General features: G+C 61.2%; 16 protein-coding genes. 11 read left to right on the forward strand and 5 right to left on the reverse strand.

What is annotated here, in order from left to right:
- Positions 1 to 54 precede the first annotated feature (54 nt).
- A complete protein-coding gene (locus AC1MEA_RS04250) occupies positions 55 to 2,244 on the forward strand; it encodes a heavy metal translocating P-type ATPase (RefSeq protein WP_480916866.1) in 2,190 nt (729 codons plus the stop codon).
- A gap of 9 nt (positions 2,245 to 2,253) precedes the next feature.
- Entirely contained in the window at positions 2,254 to 2,655 is a 402-nt protein-coding gene (gene cueR / locus AC1MEA_RS04255; protein ID WP_480916868.1) for a Cu(I)-responsive transcriptional regulator, read from the forward strand.
- Positions 2,656 to 2,723: 68 nt separating this feature from the next.
- Here cueR and AC1MEA_RS04260 read toward each other — a convergent pair whose 3' ends face one another.
- Together AC1MEA_RS04260 and AC1MEA_RS04265 are read right to left on the reverse strand one after the other, a co-directional pair.
- Entirely contained in the window at positions 2,724 to 3,617 is an 894-nt protein-coding gene (locus AC1MEA_RS04260; RefSeq protein ID WP_322278070.1) for a PA4780 family RIO1-like protein kinase, read from the reverse strand.
- 266 nt (positions 3,618 to 3,883) lie between these two features.
- A complete protein-coding gene (locus tag AC1MEA_RS04265; RefSeq protein ID WP_480918095.1) occupies positions 3,884 to 4,690 on the reverse strand; it encodes an AraC family transcriptional regulator in 807 nt (268 codons plus the stop codon).
- A gap of 129 nt (positions 4,691 to 4,819) precedes the next feature.
- Here AC1MEA_RS04265 and AC1MEA_RS04270 point away from each other — a divergent pair, with 129 nt between their 5' ends.
- Positions 4,820 to 5,848 carry a bile acid:sodium symporter family protein gene (locus AC1MEA_RS04270; protein ID WP_480916870.1) on the forward strand — a complete coding sequence of 343 codons (1,029 nt, stop codon included), beginning with the start codon at positions 4,820 to 4,822 and terminating at the stop codon, positions 5,846 to 5,848.
- Between the two features lie 30 nt (positions 5,849 to 5,878).
- Here AC1MEA_RS04270 and AC1MEA_RS04275 read toward each other — a convergent pair whose 3' ends face one another.
- Positions 5,879 to 7,156, reverse strand: a complete 1,278-nt coding sequence (locus tag AC1MEA_RS04275; protein ID WP_480916872.1) for an acetyl-CoA C-acetyltransferase — start codon at positions 7,154 to 7,156, stop codon at positions 5,879 to 5,881.
- Positions 7,157 to 7,268: 112 nt separating this feature from the next.
- Between AC1MEA_RS04275 and AC1MEA_RS04280 the strand changes: the two genes are divergently transcribed.
- The 6 genes from AC1MEA_RS04280 (at position 7,269) to AC1MEA_RS04305 (ending at position 11,898) form a co-directional block, all read left to right on the forward strand.
- On the forward strand, positions 7,269 to 8,630 hold the full coding sequence (locus AC1MEA_RS04280; RefSeq protein WP_480916874.1) for a 3-oxoacyl-ACP reductase: 1,362 nt from the start codon (positions 7,269 to 7,271) through the stop codon (positions 8,628 to 8,630).
- 43 nt (positions 8,631 to 8,673) lie between these two features.
- A complete protein-coding gene (locus tag AC1MEA_RS04285) occupies positions 8,674 to 9,525 on the forward strand; it encodes a MaoC family dehydratase (protein WP_480916875.1) in 852 nt (283 codons plus the stop codon).
- An 83-nt stretch (positions 9,526 to 9,608) separates the two neighbouring features.
- Positions 9,609 to 9,914: a nucleotide pyrophosphohydrolase gene (locus AC1MEA_RS04290; protein WP_219062549.1), complete on the forward strand. Its 306-nt coding sequence runs from the start codon at positions 9,609 to 9,611 to the stop codon at positions 9,912 to 9,914.
- Positions 9,911 to 10,660 (forward strand): methyltransferase domain-containing protein, encoded by a 750-nt coding sequence (locus AC1MEA_RS04295; protein WP_480916877.1) that lies wholly within the window; start codon positions 9,911 to 9,913, stop codon positions 10,658 to 10,660. The genes AC1MEA_RS04290 and AC1MEA_RS04295 overlap by 4 nt, the downstream gene beginning before the upstream one ends.
- 37 nt (positions 10,661 to 10,697) lie before the next feature.
- Positions 10,698 to 11,327, forward strand: coding sequence for a DUF4136 domain-containing protein (locus AC1MEA_RS04300; protein ID WP_480916879.1), 630 nt, complete (start codon positions 10,698 to 10,700; stop codon positions 11,325 to 11,327).
- A gap of 19 nt (positions 11,328 to 11,346) precedes the next feature.
- Positions 11,347 to 11,898: a DUF4136 domain-containing protein gene (locus tag AC1MEA_RS04305; protein ID WP_449633945.1), complete on the forward strand. Its 552-nt coding sequence runs from the start codon at positions 11,347 to 11,349 to the stop codon at positions 11,896 to 11,898.
- 65 nt (positions 11,899 to 11,963) lie between these two features.
- On the opposite strand, the gene pbpC is transcribed toward AC1MEA_RS04305, so the two are convergent.
- Positions 11,964 to 14,294, reverse strand: coding sequence for a peptidoglycan glycosyltransferase PbpC (gene pbpC, locus AC1MEA_RS04310; RefSeq protein WP_480916881.1), 2,331 nt, complete (start codon positions 14,292 to 14,294; stop codon positions 11,964 to 11,966).
- 95 nt (positions 14,295 to 14,389) lie between these two features.
- Here pbpC and AC1MEA_RS04315 point away from each other — a divergent pair, with 95 nt between their 5' ends.
- Positions 14,390 to 14,683: a hypothetical protein gene (locus AC1MEA_RS04315; protein ID WP_322177669.1), complete on the forward strand. Its 294-nt coding sequence runs from the start codon at positions 14,390 to 14,392 to the stop codon at positions 14,681 to 14,683.
- Between the two features lie 118 nt (positions 14,684 to 14,801).
- Here the strand turns inward: AC1MEA_RS04315 and AC1MEA_RS04320 are convergent, their stop codons facing one another.
- The gene (locus AC1MEA_RS04320; protein WP_480916883.1) at positions 14,802 to 19,718 is read right to left on the reverse strand and encodes an alpha-2-macroglobulin family protein; all 4,917 of its coding nucleotides are present in this window, start codon (positions 19,716 to 19,718) and stop codon (positions 14,802 to 14,804) included.
- A 193-nt stretch (positions 19,719 to 19,911) separates the two neighbouring features.
- On the opposite strand from AC1MEA_RS04320, the gene AC1MEA_RS04325 reads away from it, so the two are divergent.
- Entirely contained in the window at positions 19,912 to 21,261 is a 1,350-nt protein-coding gene (locus AC1MEA_RS04325) for an MATE family efflux transporter (RefSeq protein WP_480916885.1), read from the forward strand.
- Positions 21,262 to 21,264: the final 3 nt, after the last annotated feature.

The following is a 21,264-nucleotide window of genomic DNA, read 5'->3' on the forward strand; positions in this document are numbered from 1 at the left end:
CTTACCCGTGTGGCAAGGTTAATCCTTGAGGCATAGCCTTCAGGGAAGTTACCCATGCCTATGTCCAACACGCTCGAATTGCCCATAACCGGAATGACCTGCGCCAGTTGTGCCGGACGGGTCGAGCGCGCATTAAGCAAAGTTGCCGGCGTCAAAACCGTCAGCGTCAATCTCGCCAGCGAACGTGCGCACGTCGAATCGTCAGGGCCAATCGACCCTGCCGTGCTGATTGCGGCCGTCACCCAGGCCGGTTATGGCGCAAGCCTGCTGGAAGACACTCGCGCCAATGCCGACAACCAACAACAACGACTGACCCGGGAGCGCTGGGCATTGCTGCTGGCGATTGCCCTCGCGCTGCCGCTGGTTCTGCCCATGCTGCTGGCGCCATTCGGTGTGCACTGGATGCTACCGGCCTGGGTGCAGTTTGCCCTGGCAACGCCCGTGCAATTCATTCTCGGTGCACGGTTTTACATCGCCGCCTGGAAAGCTGTCAGGGCCGGTGCCGGCAACATGGATTTGCTGGTCGCTCTGGGCACCAGTGCGGGCTATGGCCTGAGCCTTTATCAATGGGCGAACACCGCGCCGGGCAGCATGCCGCATCTGTATTTCGAAGCCTCGGCGGTGGTTATCGCGCTGGTACTGCTGGGCAAATACCTGGAAAGCCGCGCCAAACGGCAGACCGCCAGCGCCATTCGCGCGCTTGAGGCCCTGCGCCCCGAACGTGCTATTCAACTGATCGATGGACAAGAACGGGACGTGGCCATCAGCGCTTTGCGCCTCAACGATCTGGTGGTGGTCAAGCCCGGCGAGCGCTTCCCGGTGGATGGCGAAGTGATTGATGGCCAGAGTCACGCCGACGAAGCCTTGATCAGTGGTGAGAGCCTGCCCGTGCCCAAGCAGCCCGGTGACAAGGTGACCGGTGGCGCGATCAATGGCGAAGGCCGCTTGCTGGTCAAGACCCGGGCGTTGGGCGCGGAAACCGTGTTGGCGCGGATCATTCGTCTGGTTGAGGATGCTCAGGCGGGCAAAGCCCCTATTCAGAAGCTTGTGGATAAAGTCAGTCAGGTGTTCGTCCCGACAGTGCTGGTGATCGCCGTCTTCACCCTGGCGGGATGGCTGCTGGCCGGTGCGCCGCTGGAAACGGCCCTGATCAATGCCGTGGCGGTGTTAGTGATTGCCTGCCCTTGCGCGCTGGGGCTGGCGACGCCAACGGCGATCATGGCCGGCACCGGCGTGGCGGCGCGTTACGGCATTTTGATCAAGGACGCGGAAGCACTGGAGCGCGCCCATGAAGTCACAGCCATGGTCTTCGACAAGACCGGCACGCTGACCTCCGGCACACCACGCATCGCCCACTTGAGCGCTGTCGATGGCAACGAAGACGTCCTGCTGCAATCGGCCGGCGCGTTGCAACAAGGCAGCGAGCACCCCTTGGCCAAGGCCGTACTGGATGCCTGCACGGCCCGCGAGTTGAACATCGAGGCGGTCGCCGCCAGCCAGGCGCTGCCGGGGCGAGGCATTGCCGGGACCGTGCAAGGTCGGGATCTGGCGCTGGGCAATCGCCGTCTGCTGGAAGAAAGCGGCCTGACCATGGGAACCCTGGCCCAATCCGCGCAAGCATGGGAGGCAGAAGGTCGCACGTTGTCCTGGCTGATCGAGCGCGGCGCGCAGCCCTCGGTGCTGGGGCTGCTGGCCTTCGGAGACACGCTCAAGCCCGGCGCTCTGGAAGCGGTCCAACAACTCACTGCACGTCATATCAGCAGCCACTTGCTCACCGGCGACAATCGCGGCAGCGCCCGCGTAGTGGCCGAGGCATTGGGTATCAGCGATGTGCACGCAGAAGTCCTGCCCGCCGACAAAGCGGCGACCATTGTCGAGCTGAAAAAAACCGGGGTGGTGGCGATGGTCGGTGACGGCATCAACGACGCGCCGGCATTGGCGGCGGCAGACATCGGCATCGCCATGGGCGGCGGAACCGATGTGGCTATGCATGCGGCCGGGATTACCCTGATGCGCGGCGACCCACGCTTGATCCCGGCGGCGCTGGAGATCAGCCGCAAAACCTATGCGAAGATTCGCCAGAACCTGTTCTGGGCCTTCGTCTACAACCTGATCGGCATTCCCTTGGCCGCATTCGGCTTCCTCAACCCAGTGTTGGCGGGCGCTGCGATGGCGCTGTCGAGTGTCAGTGTGGTGAGCAATGCGCTGCTGCTGAAAACCTGGAAGCCGAAGGATATCGATTGAGGAGCCATGATGAATATTGGTCAAGCCGCCAAAAACAGTGGTCTGAGCGCCAAGATGATTCGTTATTACGAGTCCATTGGCCTGCTCAAGGCCGCGCACCGCAGTGACAGCGGTTATCGACTGTACGGGCCGGAAGATCTGCACACGCTGGCCTTCATCAAGCGTTCGCGGGACCTGGGTTTCTCACTGGAAGAAGTGGCCAAACTGCTGACTCTGTGGCAAGACCGCCAGCGTGCCAGTAGCGATGTCAAAGCCCTGGCGCGTGAACACATCACGGCGCTGGATCAGAAGATCAGCGAACTGGCCAGCCTGCGCGATACCTTGCAAGAGCTGGTCGAGCACTGCCAGGGCGACCATCGCCCGGACTGTCCGATTCTCAAGGACCTGGCGTCTGGTGCGTGCTGCGACTGATCCTGGCCGCAGGCATTCCGACTGCCCAATAAAAAATCCGGCCTGAGCCGGATTTTTTATTTAGCGGATCACTGCATCCAGGGTGGAGGCGGCTCTTCGGTTTTGCTCGGTGGCGCGTCATCTGCGGCGCGGACAGCCTGACGGTGATCCTCGTCCAGACGGGCCGCCTCGATTTCCCGCAGAACCCCACCGACATCGGCCAGGTCTTCAGGCTCATCGAACTCACCGGTCAGCGGACTGCCCGGGTGCAAGATGCCGGCTTCATAAAGCGCCCACATCTCTTTCGCGTACCGGGTCGCCTTCAATTCCGGGGCAAAGCGTCCGAAATAAGAAGCCATGTTGCCGACATCGCGCTCCAGCATGCTGAACGCATGGTTGTTGCCAGCGGCATCGACAGCCTGCGGCAAATCGATAATCACCGGCCCACCCGGGGTCAACAGCACGTTGAACTCGGACAAGTCACCGTGCACCAGACCGGTACACAGCATCAGCACGATCTGCCTGATCAGGAACTCGTGATACTCCCGCGCCTGATCCGGTTCCATCACCACATCGTTCAAGCGAGGGGCCGCGTCGCCAAACTCGTCGGCGATCAGTTCCATCAACAGCACGCCTTCAAGGAAGTCGTACGGCTTGGGCACTCGCACACCCGCGCTGGCCAAACGAAACAGCGCGGCTACTTCAGCATTCTGCCAGGCATCTTCAGTCTCTTTACGACCGAACTTCGAGCCCTTGGCCATCGCTCGGGCCTGCCGGCTGTTGCGAACCTTGCGACCCTCCTGATACTCCGCGGCCTGCCGGAAACTTCGTTTATTCGCCTCCTTGTAAACCTTGGCGCACCGCAGCTCGTTGCCACAGCGCACCACATAAACAGCTGCCTCTTTACCACTCATGAGTGGGCGCAGCACCTCGTCGACCAGACCGTCCTCGATCAGGGGTTCAATGCGTTTTGGAGTCTTCATCAGCTTTTATTGTGGGTCCTTCGTTGCCAAACACGCGATTGTTGCTCGTTATACGGCAATCCTCTCACAGCGAGTAGTAGATGCCGACCTTTGACCTTCAGAGATTTACGAAAGGCTTCAATTATTTAGCAGCTTCCATGCCGGGCAGAGCATAACCGAGCCCAGTCAGATGGGACCACGCAAGCTGTAAGCAGTTTTATCCATTGGCGTTACAGATAACATAAATTCCCCAGGACGGACCTGCAAAAAACACCGGACCGCAGGCATCAAGGCTTGAACAGTTCACCCGGGGTGAAGCCAAACAGGCTTTTAAACGCGGCGATGAACGCTGAGGTCGAATCGTACCCACAGGACAGGGCCGTGTTAGTCACGCTTTCGCCCTCTTCCAGTGCGCTGAGCGAGGATAACAATCGCGCGCGCTGACGCCAGCCACGAAAACTCAAGCCGGTTTCGCGCTGAAACAAACGCATCACGGTTTTTTCCGACATGCCCAGGCGCTCGGCCCATCCCTGCAGGGTGATCGACTGACTGGGGTTTTCGATCAATTCGTTGCACAGCCCAAGCAAACGCGGATGACGCGGCAGCGGCAGAGAGAAACCGACTTCCGGCAGATGGGCCAGTTGATCGAGCAGCACCTGCACCAGCCGCGCCTCGCTGCTGTCACCCTGTGGATAACTTGGCGGCAGCAAGCAAAACGTCTTGATCAGCTCGCGGGCCAGCGGCGTGACTTCCAGAACACGACAACGCTCCGCCGCCCAACGGCAATCGTCCTTGCGCACATACAGGCTGCGCATCTCCGCCCGCATCGACGTAGCCACGTCATGCTCGACCCCGGCGGGAATCCACACGCCCCACTGCGGTGGCGCGAAAAAACTGCCCTCCGCGGTGTGCACGCCTAATACGCCGCTGATTGCATAAGAGAACTGCACCCAGTCATGACGATGAGGCGGCGTCCAGGAACCCGCCCCCAGGCTTTCCGCCCGCGCATAGACCGGGCGCGGCAAAGCGCTGAGTAGAGGTATCTGACGCTCGTTACCCTGACGAAAGCCCATAAGTTGTCCGTTAGTCGCTATCGATTGGCCTTATGTCGCAAGACGGCATCATCGCGCGCAGGTTAGCCTTCGGTCATCCTTTTTTACAAAACTCTTTTATAACGCGCCCCTCTTTCCATAACGTCTCCACAACATCAGGCCGACCTATTTATGCATGCCTTCAAGCACCTCAAACGCGTCGTTACGGACTGGTTCCTTTGCGGCATGCTGATCGCCACGTTGCTCGCGTATTTCTTCCCGGGCTTCGGCAGTGCCAGCGGCGGGATGCATGCTGAATATGTGATCAACATCGGGGTGTTTCTGGTGTTCTTCCTGCACGGGGTGAACCTGTCCAGCGAACAAATCAGCCACGGCCTGAAAAACTGGAAACTGCACATCATGGTGCAGGCCTTCACGTTCGTGGTCTTCCCCCTGATCTGGTTGATCTGCAACCAGCTATTCGGCTCACACATGCCAGCCTTGTTGATGCTTGGCTTCTTCTACCTGTGCGCCCTGCCCTCGACCATTTCCTCCTCGGTTGCATTGACCGGCAGCGCAGGGGGCAACGTTCCTGCGGCCATTCTGAATGCCAGCATGTCCAGTGTGTTCGGGATTTTCATGACCCCCTGGCTCGTGAGCCTGGTGGTCGGCACGGGCGCTGGCGGGATTGATCTGGGTTCGACCCTGCTCGACTTGAGCGCAATGCTTCTGTTGCCACTGGTGCTGGGGCAACTGGTGCGTCCGTTCCTCGGTAAGTTTTTCGCCCGGCACAAGCGCTACACCAACATCGTCGACAAAGTCGTGATCCTGTTGTTGGTCTACGCCGCGTTTTGTAATTCGATGGTGTCCGGCATGTGGCAACAACAAGGCGATACGGTGATTCTCAGCGCCTTTATTGGCAGCGGCGTCTTACTGGCGGTCATTCTGTTCATGACCACGCGCACGACTCGCGCCCTGAACTTCAATCACGCCGATGAAGTGGCAGCGGTGTTTTGCGCGAGTAAAAAGTCCCTGGCCGCAGGCGCACCGATGGCGGCACTGATCTTCGGCGCCAACCCTGGGCTGGGCCTGATCCTGTTGCCGATCATGATTTATCACCCAATGCAGTTGATCGTCTGTTCGGTGATCGCGGAAAACTACGCGAGTCGCAACCATAAACAGCTGTCGCAGGCTGCGCGGGAAGAAGCCCGAGCGGCTTAACGTTCGGCGCTCTTCGCGAACAGCGCGCAATCACCGCTCAATAATCGCCGTGACCCCCTGCCCGCCCGCCGCGCAGATGGAGATCAGCCCTCGTCCTTGCCCGGCCACTGCCAACAACTTCGCCAGGTTGGCAACGATGCGTGCGCCGGTCGCGGCGAAGGGGTGGCCGGCCGCCAATGAGCTGCCTTTGACATTAAGTTTGCTGCGATCAATCGACCCCAGCGGCGCGTCGAGGCCCAGGCGGGTTTTGCAGTAATCGGCGTCTTCCCACGCCTTGAGGGTACACAGCACCTGTGCGGCGAAGGCTTCGTGAATCTCGTAATAATCGAAATCCTGCAAGCTCAAATTGTTACGTGCCAGCAAGCGCGGAACGGCGTAAGCCGGCGCCATCAGCAACCCTTCGGCACCGTTGACGAAATCCACCGCAGCCGCTTCGCCATCACGCAGATACGCCAATACCGGCAGCCCGCGCTCTTTGGCCCATTCTTCACTGGCCAACAACACCAACGAAGCACCGTCGGTCAGCGGTGTGGAGTTGCCTGCGGTCAGCGTACCTTTGGCGCTGCGCTCGAATACCGGCATGAGACTGGCCAGTTTGGCCAAGGTCAGGTCCGGGCGCAGATTCTGGTCGCGGTTCAACCCCAGATAGGGCGTAAGCAAGTCATCCTGCCAGCCTTCGGCATAGGCGGCCGCCATCTTCAGGTGACTTTCCAGCGCCAACTGATCCTGAGCCTCCCGAGGAATGTTCCAGGTCTGCGCCATCCGCTCACAATGCTCGCCCATGGACAGGCCTGTGCGCGGTTCACCATTGCGCGGCAGTTCAGGTTTGAGGTTATGCGGGCGCAGCTGCAACAGGGCCTTGAGTTTCTCCGCCACGGTTTTGCTGCGATTGAATTGCAACAGGATGTGGCGCAAGTCGTCATTGATCCCAATCGGTACGTCGGACGTGGTGTCTACGCCGCCGGCAATCCCGCACTCGATCTGCCCCAGAGCGATTTTGTTCGCGACCAACAGCGCCGCTTCCAGGCCCGTGCCGCAGGCTTGTTGAATGTCATAGGCCGGCGTCTGCGGGGACAAGCGCGAGCCCAACACGCATTCGCGGGTCAAGTTGAAGTCCCGTGAATGCTTGAGCACCGCACCTGCTGCCACCTCGCCCATGCGCACGCCATGCAGGTTGAACCGCTCGATCAATCCTTCCAGCGCGGCAGTCAGCATCTCCTGATTACTCGCCGTGGCGTAGGCGCTATTGGAACGAGCGAAGGGAATACGGTTGCCGCCGACAATGGCGACCCTGCGTGGCAGATTCATAAATAGCTCCCTTTTAGGACAAAATCGCTAAAAAACAGCGTAGGCCCGATTAGAACGAACGCTGTCTTGCTGTGGTCAACTACTTTGAACCCCGGCTCAAGGAGAGCGTTCCATGTCTTCAGATCGCTATATCGACTTCGCCAACTCGGACATTGGCCGTCGGCTGGTCGGCGCGGTTGGCCTGCCGGTGCCGGTCCACCTGGAACGCTGGCAAGCCGGGCGCCTGCGTCCCATCGAAGGGACGCTGTTGATCAGTGCCGGTCCGCTGGCTGATCACGTCAGGATTTTTGCCCAGCGCCTGACCGATTCGCTGTACAGCTTTGGCAGCGATCAACCGGGGGCGACCGCCTGGGTGGCGGAGCAAGGGCCCAAGCTCAAAGCGGTGGTGTTTGACGCCAGCCCCCTTGTCCACGCCGACCAGCTCACGCAACTGCGCGAGTTTTTCCAGCCCATCCTGACAAGCTTTGACCACAGCGCCCATGTGCTGATTCTGGGCAGAGCCCCCGAATCCTTGAGCGATCCACTGGCCGCCAGTACTCAGCAGGCCATAGAAGGCTTCAGCCGCTCCCTCGCCAAAGAGATGCGCAACGGCGGCACCGTGCAATTGCTGCACATCGATGACGGCGCAGAAGATCAACTGGAAGGCGCGCTGCGGTTCTTCCTGTCGCCGAAAAGCGCCTACATCTCCGGCCAGGTTGTGCGGCTGAGGCCCTGCTCGATCCACGTCCAGGACTGGAGTCGTCCGCTGTCCGGGCGCAGGGCGCTGGTCACCGGGGCTGCGCGCGGGATTGGGGCCGCGATTGCTGAAACCCTGGCCCGCGACGGTGCTGAAGTGGTGTTGGTGGATGTGCCGCAAGCCAAGGCCGATATCGAAGCACTGGCTGCGCGTCTGGGCGGGCAAAGTCTGGCGCTGGATATCTGCGCAACCGACGCCGCTGCCCAGCTCATTCAAGGCCTCAGCGGGCACAACGGCATCGACATTGTCGTGCACAACGCCGGCATCACCCGCGACAAAACCCTGGCGAACATGACGCCGGAACTGTGGGATGCGGTGCTGAGTGTCAACCTCATCGCCCCCCAAGTGCTGACCAAAGCCCTGTTCGACAGTGGCACCCTGCACGACAACGGACGGGTCATTCTGCTGGCGTCCATCAGTGGCATTGCAGGCAACCGTGGGCAAACCAACTACGCCGCCAGCAAGGCTGGGTTGATCGGATTGGCCAAGGCCTGGGCGCCGTCGTTGCATGAGCGCGGCATCAGCATCAACGCCGTGGCGCCGGGCTTCATCGAAACCAAAATGACCGCCGACCTGCCCTTCGCCCTGCGTGAAGCAGGCCGGCGCATGAGTTCGCTGGGCCAGGGTGGTTTACCGCAAGACGTCGCGGAAGCCGTGGCCTGGCTGAGTCAGCCGGGAACGGGTGCGTTCAGTGGTCAGGTCCTGCGGGTATGTGGTCAGAGCCTTATCGGCGCCTGATCTTCGTTGTATGCTTTTTAGTGCTAGAGCAGGGGGATCATCAATGGATCATGAGTGGAGCTATCTGACCACACCGCCGGCATTGCCAGGCCTGTTCATGCAGGCCGCTTTACGGCGCAAAATCACAAGCACGCAGTTGCCTGATCAAGGTCTGCGCTGCTGGGTATCGGTTAATTCCCAGCAGGTGGAAGCCTATCGCAAGGTCTGTGGATTCACTCACTCCAGCCTGCTACCGCCGACCTACCCACATGTGCTGGCTTTCTCGCTGCAAATGCAACTGATGACGTCCAGGGACTTCCCTTTCCCGCTGATGGGCTTGATTCACCTGGGCAATCGCATCAGCATCTTGCGCCCGCTGGGGGGTGTCAGTCAGGTCAGGATCAGCGTACACGTCGTGAACCTGCAGCCCCATGCCAAAGGCACGACCTTCAACCTGATCACCCAGATTGAAGACGCCCTCGGCCCTCTGTGGGAGGAAGACAGCACCATGCTCTGCCGTAGCGTGCAACTGCCTGGCGAACCGGCGGGCGACTACGAACCCGCACCGTTACCGCTGATAGAAGTGGAACGCTGGCAGGCACCGGCCGATATCGGACGGCAGTACGCCAAAGTCTCTGGCGACTACAACCCGATCCACCTGAGTGCCGCCAGCGCCAAAATATTCGGTTTCCCCAAGGCCATCGCCCATGGCCTGTGGCTCGAGGCCCGGACCCTCGCTGCCCTGGATCATCTGCCCGCGTCGAATATCGAGATTGATGTGCAATTTCAGAAACCTGTACGTCTACCAAGCGAAGTGGTGCTATCGGCCAGTGCGCCAGGTTCCAGCGGGCAACTGCGGCTGACAGGGGCGAATAACCTGGTGCACATGCTTGGGAGTTGGCAGCCGGTGGCCTAAGCCACACACAGAGGCTCCAGCCGTTCGAAGCACTTGCTTCCGGCCGTCATCCCCTTGAAGCTACACGCCTTCAGGAGAGCCCCATGAACCTCGACGAACTCACCCAACGCCTGCACCAGATCCGCGACCAGAATGACTGGCGTCCATTCCACAGCCCGAAAAACCTGGCCATGGCTGCCAGTGTGGAAATGGCCGAGCTGGTCGAAATTTTCCAATGGCTCAGCGAAGACCAGTCGCGGCAACTGCCGGCTGAACAACTGGCGCATGCCGGGCAGGAAGTGGGCGACATTGTCTTGTATCTGCTGCTGATGTGCAGCGAGTTGGGGCTGGATATGGATCAAGTGGTGCGCAATAAACTGGCCGACAGCGAACGGCGTTTCAGCAAATGAGCGACCGTCATTTCGATCTGCTGGCGACCCGTTTTGCCGAAAAAATCTATGGCGGCGCCAAAGGCGCCATCCGTCTGGCCGTTCTGCAGGCTGACCTTATCGAGGTGCTACCTGCCCGACCTCTGCGGGTGTTGGACATCGGCGCCGGGTTGGGCCATATGTCGTTGTGGCTGGCCGAACGCGGGCATCAGGTAACGCTGGCCGAACCGGCCGAACCCATGCTCGACAGCGCACGCCAACGCTTTGCCGATGCAGGGCAAAGCGCGACTTTCATTCAGGCCTCCTGGCAACAATTGCTCGGCCAACTGACCGAACCTTATGACCTGGTGATCTGTCACGCCGTGCTGGAGTGGCTCGCAGAACCCCACGCGATCCTGCCAGTCCTGCACCAGTTGACCCAGAAAGACGGCTGGCTGTCGCTGGCGTTTTATAACCGCGACGCCTTGATTTATCGCAATCTGCTCAAAGGTCATTTCCGCAAAATGCGCAAAAATGACATGGCGGGAGAAAAGCAAAGCCTGACCCCGCAACAACCCCTTGATCCGCGCGAATTAGCGGCGCAACTTGAACCTCTGTGGCAGGTCGAAACCCAAAGTGGCGTACGGGTTTTCCACGACTACATGCCGCCTGAATTTCAGGCCAGGGTCCAGCTCGCGGATTTGCTGGAAATGGAACTGGCCCACCGTCGCCACCCTGCCTTTGCCGGCTTGGGGCGCTATCTGCACTGGATGTGCAAGCCACGGTAAGTTGTTCATCGCCAAGAGGCTCATTGCGGAGACCATCATGACGTGCCGCCTCGCTTTAATCCTGCTCTGCCTGGGCCTCAGCGCCTGTCAGAGCAGCAATCCCTATGTCGCCAGCGCCAACCCTATACCACCGGCACCGGCGCAAGCGGCCAATACGCTGGACCTGAGCGCCTACCCGGCACCGACCCGCGATTATGGGCGTTATCGCAACTGGGCCTGGGTCAACGGCCAGCTTCCGACAGGTTCGACATGGGCGGATTCGGCGCAACTGGCTGAAGCTATCGGCAATGGCCTGGATCAGCGCGGCTTACGCCCGGCGATGAACAATCAACCGGCAGACGTGCGCGTGAGCGCCGATGTGCGCCTGGAAACACGCCTGCGGCAATACCGTGAGGACGCCTACAATCCTTACTACGGGGGTGGAATGGGTTATAGCCATTACGACGGCTATCACGGCGGCGGTTATGGCGCGTATGCAACGGTCCCCATCGTGCGTACGTATCAAGAGCAAGTGATCGTGGTGCGCATCAGCCTGTTCGACGGCCAAAGTGGTCAACCTGTGTGGAGTGCGAGCGCCGAAACGGCCAGTGGCGGCGACCAGTCCGCCCGTGGCAAGGCCTTGCGTCAGGCGGTGCAGCAAGCCCTGAAGGCGTACCCTCCCTCGTAATCGTTACCGGAGAACCATCATGTTTCGCCCCTTGGCTGTACTGTCTCTCGCGTTGCTGCTCGGTGCCTGTGCAACCCCGGTCAACCGCGACTTCGATGCCTCAAGGGACTTTGGCGCCTATCGAACCTGGGGCTGGAAAGAGCCAGGGGTTCAATACCGCCCAGATGACCCTCGGATAAAAAGCGACCTGACCGAACAACGCATCCGTCAGGCGGTGGCTGAGCAACTCGATCAACGCGGGCTGCGCATGGCACAGACAGGGGGCAAAGCTGATGTCCAGGTGCAAACCTACCTGATCGTCGAGAACCGTCAGCAGATGATTAGTACCAACTATGGCGCCGGTCCATGGGGTAATGGCTGGGGCGGATGGGGAGGCATGAGCGAAACCCGCAGCGTCGACTACAAGGTCAGCACCCTGCAAATCGATTTGCTCGATGGCAAGGACGGCAAGCTGGTGTGGCGCGGCAGTACCGAACAGATCGTGGACACCGGCACGAACAACCCGGCGGCCCGCGATACAGCGATCCGGCAGACCGTGGCCAAGGTGCTGGCGCAGTATCCGCCGCGCTGAGCAGATCCTTCAGACCGGCCCTGTGAGGTCGCTACAACAATGCGGATCAAGCACAGGGGATCGATTCAATCCACCACGCTGAATTCAACCCGCGCGGTGTGCCCGCCTTCATCGAGGACGCTGAGTTGATAGCGTCCCAATCGGCTCAGGGTCGGGTTGAAGCTGTCCTGGTCAGCCGTGTCGGCCATGGGCACACCATCGATAAACCACCAGCGCCGACCGCTGCCACCCAACGCCGACAGGGTGAGCCGCAGCGAGTCCTTGCTGCCCGTCGGCAGGCGCAGTTGATCCCCCTCTCGCACACCGACCACCGACAAAGGTGCTGCCAGGCTTGAGGCTTGGGGTGGGCACTCGGGATCGCTCGGCGGCAGACGGGCGTCACGGCGCTCCAGGCGCGGCAGCCAGGGCTCCAGCGGCGCAGGCCACAATGCTATGTCCCGAGGCTGTGCGTCGGGGCAATTGGCAGCAACCCGCAGGCCTTTGCCGTTGACCCAGACTTTCTCCAACAACCCCAGGCCGAGCGGTTGATCGGCGGCCTGCAAGGTTGGCGGCGTGGTGGTGTCCAGTGTCCAGGCGAAACGCTGACGTCGGCAGTTCGGATCGCTTTTACTCATGGGCTGGCCCAATGGCCAGCAGATCGCCGCGACACCCACGTTCATCGGCACCGGTTGCACGGGGGCGGCAATGCCGCGTTGGCTGTCGCGGTTGATCAGCATGTCATGCACCTGGAGCATCAAGGGTGCCGCCGACGCCAGGCCGAATTGCCCCGGTACCGGCGTGCCATCCGGGCGACCGATCCAGATGCCGATCAGGAACCTTGGCCCCACACCAATTGCCCACGCATCGCGAAAGCCATAACTGGTGCCGGTCTTCCAGGCCAGCACAGGGCGCTGGACCAGGTCGGCGTGGGGGTCGATATCCGGCCGCGCCTGACCGCTGAGAATACGCCGCACGATCCACGCGGAGCCGGGCGACAGCATCCGTCGTTCGCGCAATGTGTCTTGCGGTTGCAGGCGCAGGTTGGCGCTTTTCCCGCCGCGAGCAAAGGCACTGTAACCGCTGACCAGATCTTCCAGGCGACTGCCCGCGCCCCCCAGAATCAAGGACAGATTCGGCTCGGCCAACGGTGGCAGGGTCAGCGGCACACCGCCGTTGCGCAACTCGGCGGCAAAGCGTTTCGGGCCGTACGCTTCGAGCAATTGCACCGCTGGCAGGTTCAGCGACATCGCTAACGCACTGCTGGCCGAGACCGCGCCACTGAAGCCAGAGGAAAAATTGCCCGGACGATAATCGCCATAGCGACGCGGCACATCCTGCAGCAGTGATTCGGAGTGAATCAGCCCGGCGTCCAGCGTCATGCCATACAGAAAGGGCTTGAGGGTCGAGCCCGGGGAACGCAGCGCGCTGATCATGTCGACATGGCCGAAGCGCCGGGCATCGTTGATGTCAACCGAACCGAGGTAGGCGCGCACCGCCATGGTCTCTTCCTCGACCACCAGAATCGCCGCCGACGTGTGCTCCGGCAAGCGCGCGCGCCAACCGAGCAGCAAATCCTCCAGGCGCCGCTGCAAGGTGGCGTCGATAGTGGTGCGAATCAGCGGCGGGCTGTCGGCGCGGTTCAAGCGCCGGGCGAGCAGCGGCGCAAGGCTCGGTTCCTGACGCGGCGCCAGGAGCAGAGGTTCTTCCAGCGCCTCATCGACCGCTGATTGTGGCCAGACCTCAAACTCGGCCAGCCGCGTGAGCACTTTGTCCCGCGCCGCCTGCGCTCGCCTGGGGTGGCGGTCAGGGCGCAAACGACTCGGCGCCTGAGGCAAGACCGCAAGCAACGCCGCATCGGCACGGGTCAGCTGCAAGGGCGATTTGCCCAAATATGCCCAGCTGGCGGCCGCCACGCCCTGCAACGTCCCACCGAAAGGCGCCCGGTTAAGGTACAAGCCGAGGATCTGATCCTTGGACAAGTGCCATTCCAGCTGTGCTGTGCGCCACAACTGGCGCAACTTGCCGGGCAGGGTTCGCGAATGCGGATCGAGCAGCCGCGCCACTTGCATCGACAACGTGCTGCCGCCCGACACCACCCGTGCGCCGCTGAGGTTCTGCCAGGTCGCCCGGACCAACGCCAGCGGGTTCACCCCAGGATGTTGATAGAACCAGCGGTCCTCGTACGTCAGCAACGCATCAAGGTAATACGGCGACACCTGATTGGTTGTCACCGGGTAGCGCCACACGCCATTGGCATCGGCAAACCGCCACAGCGGCGTACCGTCCTCGGCCAGGACCACACGCGCCAGATCGTCCTTGGGCAGCGGCAACGGCCAGAGATGATCGGCCAGCCACAGCAAGGCGATCAGCAGCAACAGGCTGCCAATCGTCCAGCGCGCAAGTTTTCGGGGATTCAAACGCAAGAGCCTCTATTATCTCGGGAACTCGCCGAGCCGACCGATAGCCCAAGCGAACACAGGTGTTCTTTTATCAGCCTCATCAGGAATCAGACATGCAGGTAGAAAGCTTTTTCGAATGGCTCGGCCAGGCGCTGGGCGCCGTGATTCGATTTATCGTGAATGGATTGGATGGGCTATTCAATCTGCTGGCTCATGCAGGTGGCAATTTTGTCGAAGGCCTGTCCAGAACGCTGGGGATGGATACCTCGCTGATCAGCATCCTGGCGCTGATCATCGGCCTGATGCTGTTGTACTCCGCCATCCGCGCCTTCATGCGCGCCTCGATCGTGTTCGGCATCATCTATCTGATTCTGGGCCTGTGGTTATTGAGCTGGATAATTCACTAGCGGACACATATGACCCCTGTGGGAGCAGGCTTGCCTGCGAATGACTAACTGCGGTGTGCCTGACACACCGCTATTCGCAGGCAAGCCTGCTCCTACAGGTTCGTTCTCTTCTGGATCGCTACTTCCCCTTCACTACCATCTGCGTCGGCGCGTCACCCAATGCCTGCCAGTTTGGCCGGTACATGGATTCAACCTGCGGCGGTGGCACGCGGTAGGTGCCCGGGGTCACGGCCCGCGCCAGGTACAGCAGGTGCGTGGTGTTGAAGGCGTCCAGATTCAGCGCCGCCACATAACGGTCGTCGCGGAACTCCTGATGTTTGAGGCCGGCGTTCTGCATCGACTCACGCCACTCTTTGACCTCACTGCTGGCGTCTGCCAGGCTCGCCGCGCTTTGCGCCAGGTTCTGGTTCTCCAGTTCCAGACCGGCTGGCAGCAAGTCCACCACCAGCGCATCGGGCACCCGCTGCCTGGCCTTGACCTCGAGATGGACCAGCACCAGCTCACCACTTTTCAGCGCATTAAGGTTCAGTGCCTGGCCCTTCATGCCCAGGTACTCGCGGCGAATGCTCAGGTTCTCCCCCCCCGGTAACGGCGGCTGCTGTGGATAGCCGGAAATAGTCAGCTGTTGATACAGGGTCGTGCTGCCTGTGTTCTGCAACGATAGCGGCGATGCCAGGGTTGCGCCTTCAAGCTTGAGGCCCGGCTGATGGTTGCTCAGCTCGCGCGTTTGATTGCCGCTGCTCAATTGCGCAGCCCAGTTGGCTTCCGGCTTGCCGAGCACACCACGCCCGGCGAGGAACAGCGAGTTGCGCTCCTGAGTCGACAACCATTGCGTGGCCGCCAGTTGATCGGAGAGTTCAAACAGCCGCTCTTCGCGCTTGTCTGCCGCCAGATTGTTCTCTTCGAGCAATGCGAAAATCAGCGCCTGATCGCGCAGCGGACTGCCATAGTCGGCGAGCCAGTCATTGGCTTTTCGGGTAGCCGCGAGACCGGCGACCAGCGCCTGTTCGGCACGAGGTTTATCACCCATTTTTTCCAGCGCTATCGACAGCTGCACCAGCGGCAAACCCGAGCGCGCATCGGTGCGCCTGTCGAACAGGCTGCGCAAAGCGCCCAACGGTGCCTGTTGGCTGCGCGCCAGCACCAAGCCGGCGTAAGCCTGCACGGCAAAGCGGGTGTGTTCGGCATCTTCGCTGTAATTGACTTCGATCAGATTGCGCTCCTGCACGTAACGCAGCAGCCGTTCATTGGCTTTTTTCAAAGCCTCAGGCGGCACGGCAAATCCTTGTTCGCGGGCCCGCAGGAGGAAATCGGTGACGTACGCGGTCAGCCAGTATTCCTCTTCGCCATCAGCGCCCCACAAGCCGAAGCTGCCGTTGTAGCGTTGCATGCCCAGCAGTCGCTCAATCCCCAGCTCGATCTTGCGCTTGCGATCGGCATCCGGCTCGCCTTCCAGGCCCAGGCGTTTGAGGCTCGCAGCATCGGCATACAGTGACGGGTACAGGCCGCTGGCAGTCTGCTCCAGACAACCATAAGGGTAGGCTTTCAGCGCCCGTATCTGCTCGCCAAGGTTCAGCGGCGGCCGACTCGACACCGACAGCAATGCTTCGCGCCCAGCCGGTTCGAAGGCTTCAAGCGCGCCCTCGGGCAGGCTCCAGGCTTGATCCTTGAGCACCGCACGGTAGTGCTTGAGCAGCGCCGGGTAGGCCGGGCGTACACCCAAGGTCCACTCGCGACTAAACGCCGGCAGGTTTTCCCCCGGCAAGTCGAGCCCTTGAACGACCACCTTGATTTTCCCTTGGCCAAAACCACCTTCGGCGCGCACCGGAATCTGTAGCGTGATGCGCTGGCCTTGAGCCAATTCAACGCTCTGACCGGCGCTGGCGGCATTGATCACGCTCAGTTGCCCTTCAGTACTGAGTTGTACCTTCAGCGTTTGTGCTTTGCCGGACAAGTTCGACAGGTCCAGTGCCAGTTGAGTCTGATCGCCTCCCGCGAGAAACCGTGGGGCTGACAGCTCGGCAATCAACGATGCGGCGACCACAGTTTTAGCTTCAGCCATGCCGTAACGCTCGCCCGTCCAGGCCTGCGCCATGATCCGTAGCTCACCATTGAAGTCGGGGATATCGACACTGATTTCGCCTTCGCCCTGCGCATTCAGGGTCACCGGCGCGCTTTGCAGCGCCACGATGGTCACGCTGGTTTCAGGACGTTTACCGCCCTTGGCCAACGCTGCATCGCCACCGAACGCCAGACTCGCCAAACGGCCCCGCCCTGCTTCGATCAGTTGCCCGTAGATGTCCAGTTGATCAGCGCCATACGCCTTGCGCCCGAACAGGTTGGCGAACGGGTCCGGCGTCGGGTATTCGGTGATATTAAGGATGCCTACGTCCACGGCAGACACCAGCACATGCACCTCTTTGGGCACGCTGCCGTCAGCGTTTTTTGCTTGCAGCTTGACGGTCAACGGTTGTTTTGGTCGCATTTTCTCGGGTGTCGAGACCGTCAGCGCCAGCTTGCGTTGTGATCGGTCCAGCGGCAGATGAAGCACGCCCACCGCACGTTTCGGTGTGATATTGGCTTTGCGTTCGCCCGGTCGAATCACCAGCGCGCTGATGTACAGATCATGCCGCGTCCATTGTTTATCCAGCGCAATATCGAAGCGTTTGCCTTCGGCCGGCACGTCGATTTCCTGCCACCACAACGGTCCGTCGCTGGACTCGACCAACAAGTAACCCTTGCCTGCCGCCGGAGGTGTGACGGTGACGTTGACCGTATCGCCATCGGCGTAAGCCGGTTTGTCCAGCGCCAACTTGACCTGATCCGGACGCACCGCGCCGCCTTCGGCGTTGTCCTGCCAGCGGTAGCCGGCCCAGAAGCGCAGGCTGCTGATCATCCCGGTGGCCGGGTCTTCGACCTCGACGCGGTAAGGACCCCACTCTACCGGGAAGCTGATTTTGGCAGTGTCGCCTTGTTTGATGCTCAGGGTTTCTTCGTCGAGGTTCAGGAATTTCTCGTTGTAGCGAGAGCTCCAGCCATCGCTCTCCGAGTAGTTCCAGTAGTAGTCGCGGCGCTCACGCACCAGCCGCACCTTGAGGTTATCGGCGGCCAGTTTGTGGCCTTCGCTGTCAGCCACCAGCAACTCGAATTCGGCCGGGCCGCTGCCATCGGTCTGATCACCGTCGAACAGGGCTCGCAGCCCCGGCAGGCGGTCTGCTGGCCATACCGGTTGCACCAAACGCCGGGTAATCGGACGTCCGCCAGACTCTTGCAGGCTGGCTTGGAGTATCAGTTGCAGCGGCGATTTGGCCTGCGCCCACTTGCTCTCCACCTCGAGGGCCAGCTCGCCATTGGCGTCGAGGGTGCTTTCTTCCAGGTCCAGGTCCTGACTCAGTTCCTCTTCGGTGATCGAGCCAAACTGGTAACCGGGCAAGGCTTTTACTGCGTCACGCAACGGCCGGACATACAACTGACCCGTCAGGCGATTACCCGATGCAGGGGCGCCGTACAGGTAGCGGCCATTGATGTTGAAATCAGCGTTGTCGGCCGGGCTGAGCGCTGTGTCGCTGCCCTTGATTTCCAGCGCCAGACGCTCCGGCAGGAAGTCCTCGACCTGGAACTCATACACCTGCGGTTTGCCGTCTCCCAAATCGAAGACCAGTTGCCAGCGCCCGGTCGGCGCTTCACCTGCGAGTTGCAATTGATATTGATAGAGCGATGTCGCATCAGCTTCCCAGACGAACTTGCGGCTGACCTGTTCATCCGGTCGACGCACTTCGACGCTAATCGGTTGCGGCTTCACGTCCTTGCCGTCGCTGTCACGCAGCAAGCCGTTGAGCAACACGGTTTCGCCGGGGCGATACAGATCACGCGGGCCGAAGACGAAGAATTGCAGGGGGTGGGCTTTAGGCCCCGTGATGTCGAATTCGGCCAGGTCCAGCGCCGCGCTGTTCAGGCGCAGCAGGCTGGTCTGTTCACCTTGATGCGCCAGCAGCACTTCGGCCTTGGCGGGCAACGGTAATTGGGCGTGCCCGGCGTTATCGGTCTTGCCCTGGCCGACCACGCGACCGTCGGCGTCATACAGTTCAAGCTCGATACCGCTCAGGGCCTTGCCGCCCTCCAGCGCTTGGGTGAACACGTCCAGACGATTCTGATAACGATGCACCGACAGGCCGATGTCACTCAGGGTGAACAAGGTCGCAGGCTGGGAATAGTTGTAAGTGCCCGAGGCACGCATGACCGCCAGATAGACGCCTGGCTGTTGCAACGGCTTGAGGCCGGCAATCGGCAGCAACAGGGTTTCCCGTGTATTGCGCGCCGGGTTCAGATCGAAGCGGCCGCCATAGACCAGATCGGCCATGGGCAACAGGTCTTTGGATTCATAACCCTGCAGGGTGCTGCTACGGCCCCATTGGCTGAGAAACGCAGGCAGGGATTCGGGCTTGATGCGGAAGAATTCAACATCGACCTTGGCGACGTTCAACGCGATCACCGGCAGACCTTCGGCCAACCGGGTCGGCAACAGGCTGCCACGGCTGGCGAAACCGACGGTGGCTTGCAGGTCGCTGGTTTCCAGGCGACTGATGTATTCCGCGGCGAGCTTGGCCTTGTTCACCCCGAGCAGACCGGCATCGAGGGTCAGGACCAATTTGCGCTGAGGCTCAAGATGGCGCAGACGCAGCTCCATCAAATTGTCGGAGAGCTCCCAGGCGCCGTCGACCTTACCGGTTTTGGTGTCCACCAGGTGCAGCTTTTCAGCGAACTTCTGCTCCGGGTCCAGCGGCACGGAAAAGCTCACGGACAGGGTGCTGGCACCCTCGACCTGTATTTCCGAGACATCGACCACCGTCAGTTCACGGCCCGCATAGCGTTGGCTCAGGGCGGGAAGATCCAGTGCGGGTTTGGGCTTGCTCGACTCAACGACCGCTGCGGCCGGATTGGGTGCGGAGGCCGGCGCAGCCTTGTGTGAAGTGGACGAATCGCAGGCGCTTAGCAGCGTCAGCACACAGGCCAGAAACAATCCTTTGTTAAGCATGGGTCACTCATCGGCAGCGGTAGTGAGAGGGTGAACTATAGAGCAACCGCGTCACCGGAGCCCACCTATAGGTGTTGCCGCGATGTTGCGCAGCAAAACAAGGTCCAGTTCAGCCTTCTGCCAGAGTCGGGAACGAGTTTGATTCGCATAAACCTCTCGGATTGCTACACTGCCTACCTTCCAGGGAGCTTTCATGTCGACACTGCTGAACGATTGGCGCGACCGCCCTACCCATCGCCGGGTCTGGGCGCTGGCGGGGCCGATGATTCTGTCCAATATTTCCGTGCCATTGGTGGCATTGGTCGACAGTGCGGTGATTGGCCATCTGCCGCATGCCCATCAACTGGGCGCAGTCGCAGTGGGTGCCAGCCTGTACACCTTCCTCGCCTGGGCCATGGGTTTTCTGCGCATGGGCACCACGGGGTTTGCCGCGCAGGCTGCAGGGCGCAGCGATGGAGCAGCGCTGCGGCAAATCCTGTTGCAAGGGTTGCTGCTGTCCGTGCTGCTGGCGCTGGTGCTCGGCCTCTTCGCCTTACCGTTCAGCCAACTGGCGCTGGGCCTGATGCAGCCCTCGGCCGACCTCAAGCAACTGACCCTGGATTTTTTCCACACCCGCCTGTTTGGCCTGCCCGCTGCACTGGCCAGTTACGCGCTGGTCGGCTGGTTTCTCGGCACCCAGAACGCCCGTGCCCCGCTGGCGATTCTGTTGACCACCAACCTGGTGAACATCGCCCTCAATCTGTGGTTCGTGATGGGCCTGGAGTGGGGCGTGGTCGGTTCAGCGCGGGCCTCGGTGCTGGCTGAATGGACCGGCGCCCTGCTCGGCCTGGCGCTGACCCAACAAGCACTGCGTGCCTACCCCGGCAAGGTCGCGTGGGCGGTACTCGCCTTGTGGCAGAGCTGGCGGCCACTGTTGGCGGTCAACCGTGACATCTTCATTCGCAGTCTGGCGCTGCAATCGGTATTTTTCCTGATCACGGTACAAGGTGCGCGACTGGGTGACGCCACGGTGGCCGCCAACGCGTTGCTGCTCAACGGCCTGCTGCTCACCGCTCATGCACTGGACGGGCTGGCCCATGCCGTGGAAGCCTTGTGTGGTCACGCCATTGGCGCCCATGACCGAGCCGCGCTGCGCCGTTCGCTGACAGTTGCCGCCGGTTGGTCACTGCTCGCCAGCGTCGCGTTCGCGGTGGTATTCATGTTCGCCGGGCATCTGTTTATCCAGATGCAGACCGATATCCCGACCGTGCGTGAGACCGCTTTTATCTACCTGCCCTATCTGGCTGCGCTGCCGCTGGTTGCGGTCTGGAGCTACCTGCTCGATGGCCTGTTCATCGGCGCGACCCGTGCGCGGGAGATGCGCAATGCCATGGTGCTCAGCGTGGTGCTCGTGGCGCCGATGGCCTGGTTCGCCCAAGGCCTGGGCAATCATGGACTGTGGCTGACGTTCATGGTGTTCATGCTGCTGCGCGGCGCGACGCTGGGCATACTCGCCTGGCGCCTGAACCGCAGCGATGGCTGGTTTTCCAGCACCGGACATTGACCC

This window comes from Pseudomonas sp. ASL8 (assembly GCF_056680355.1).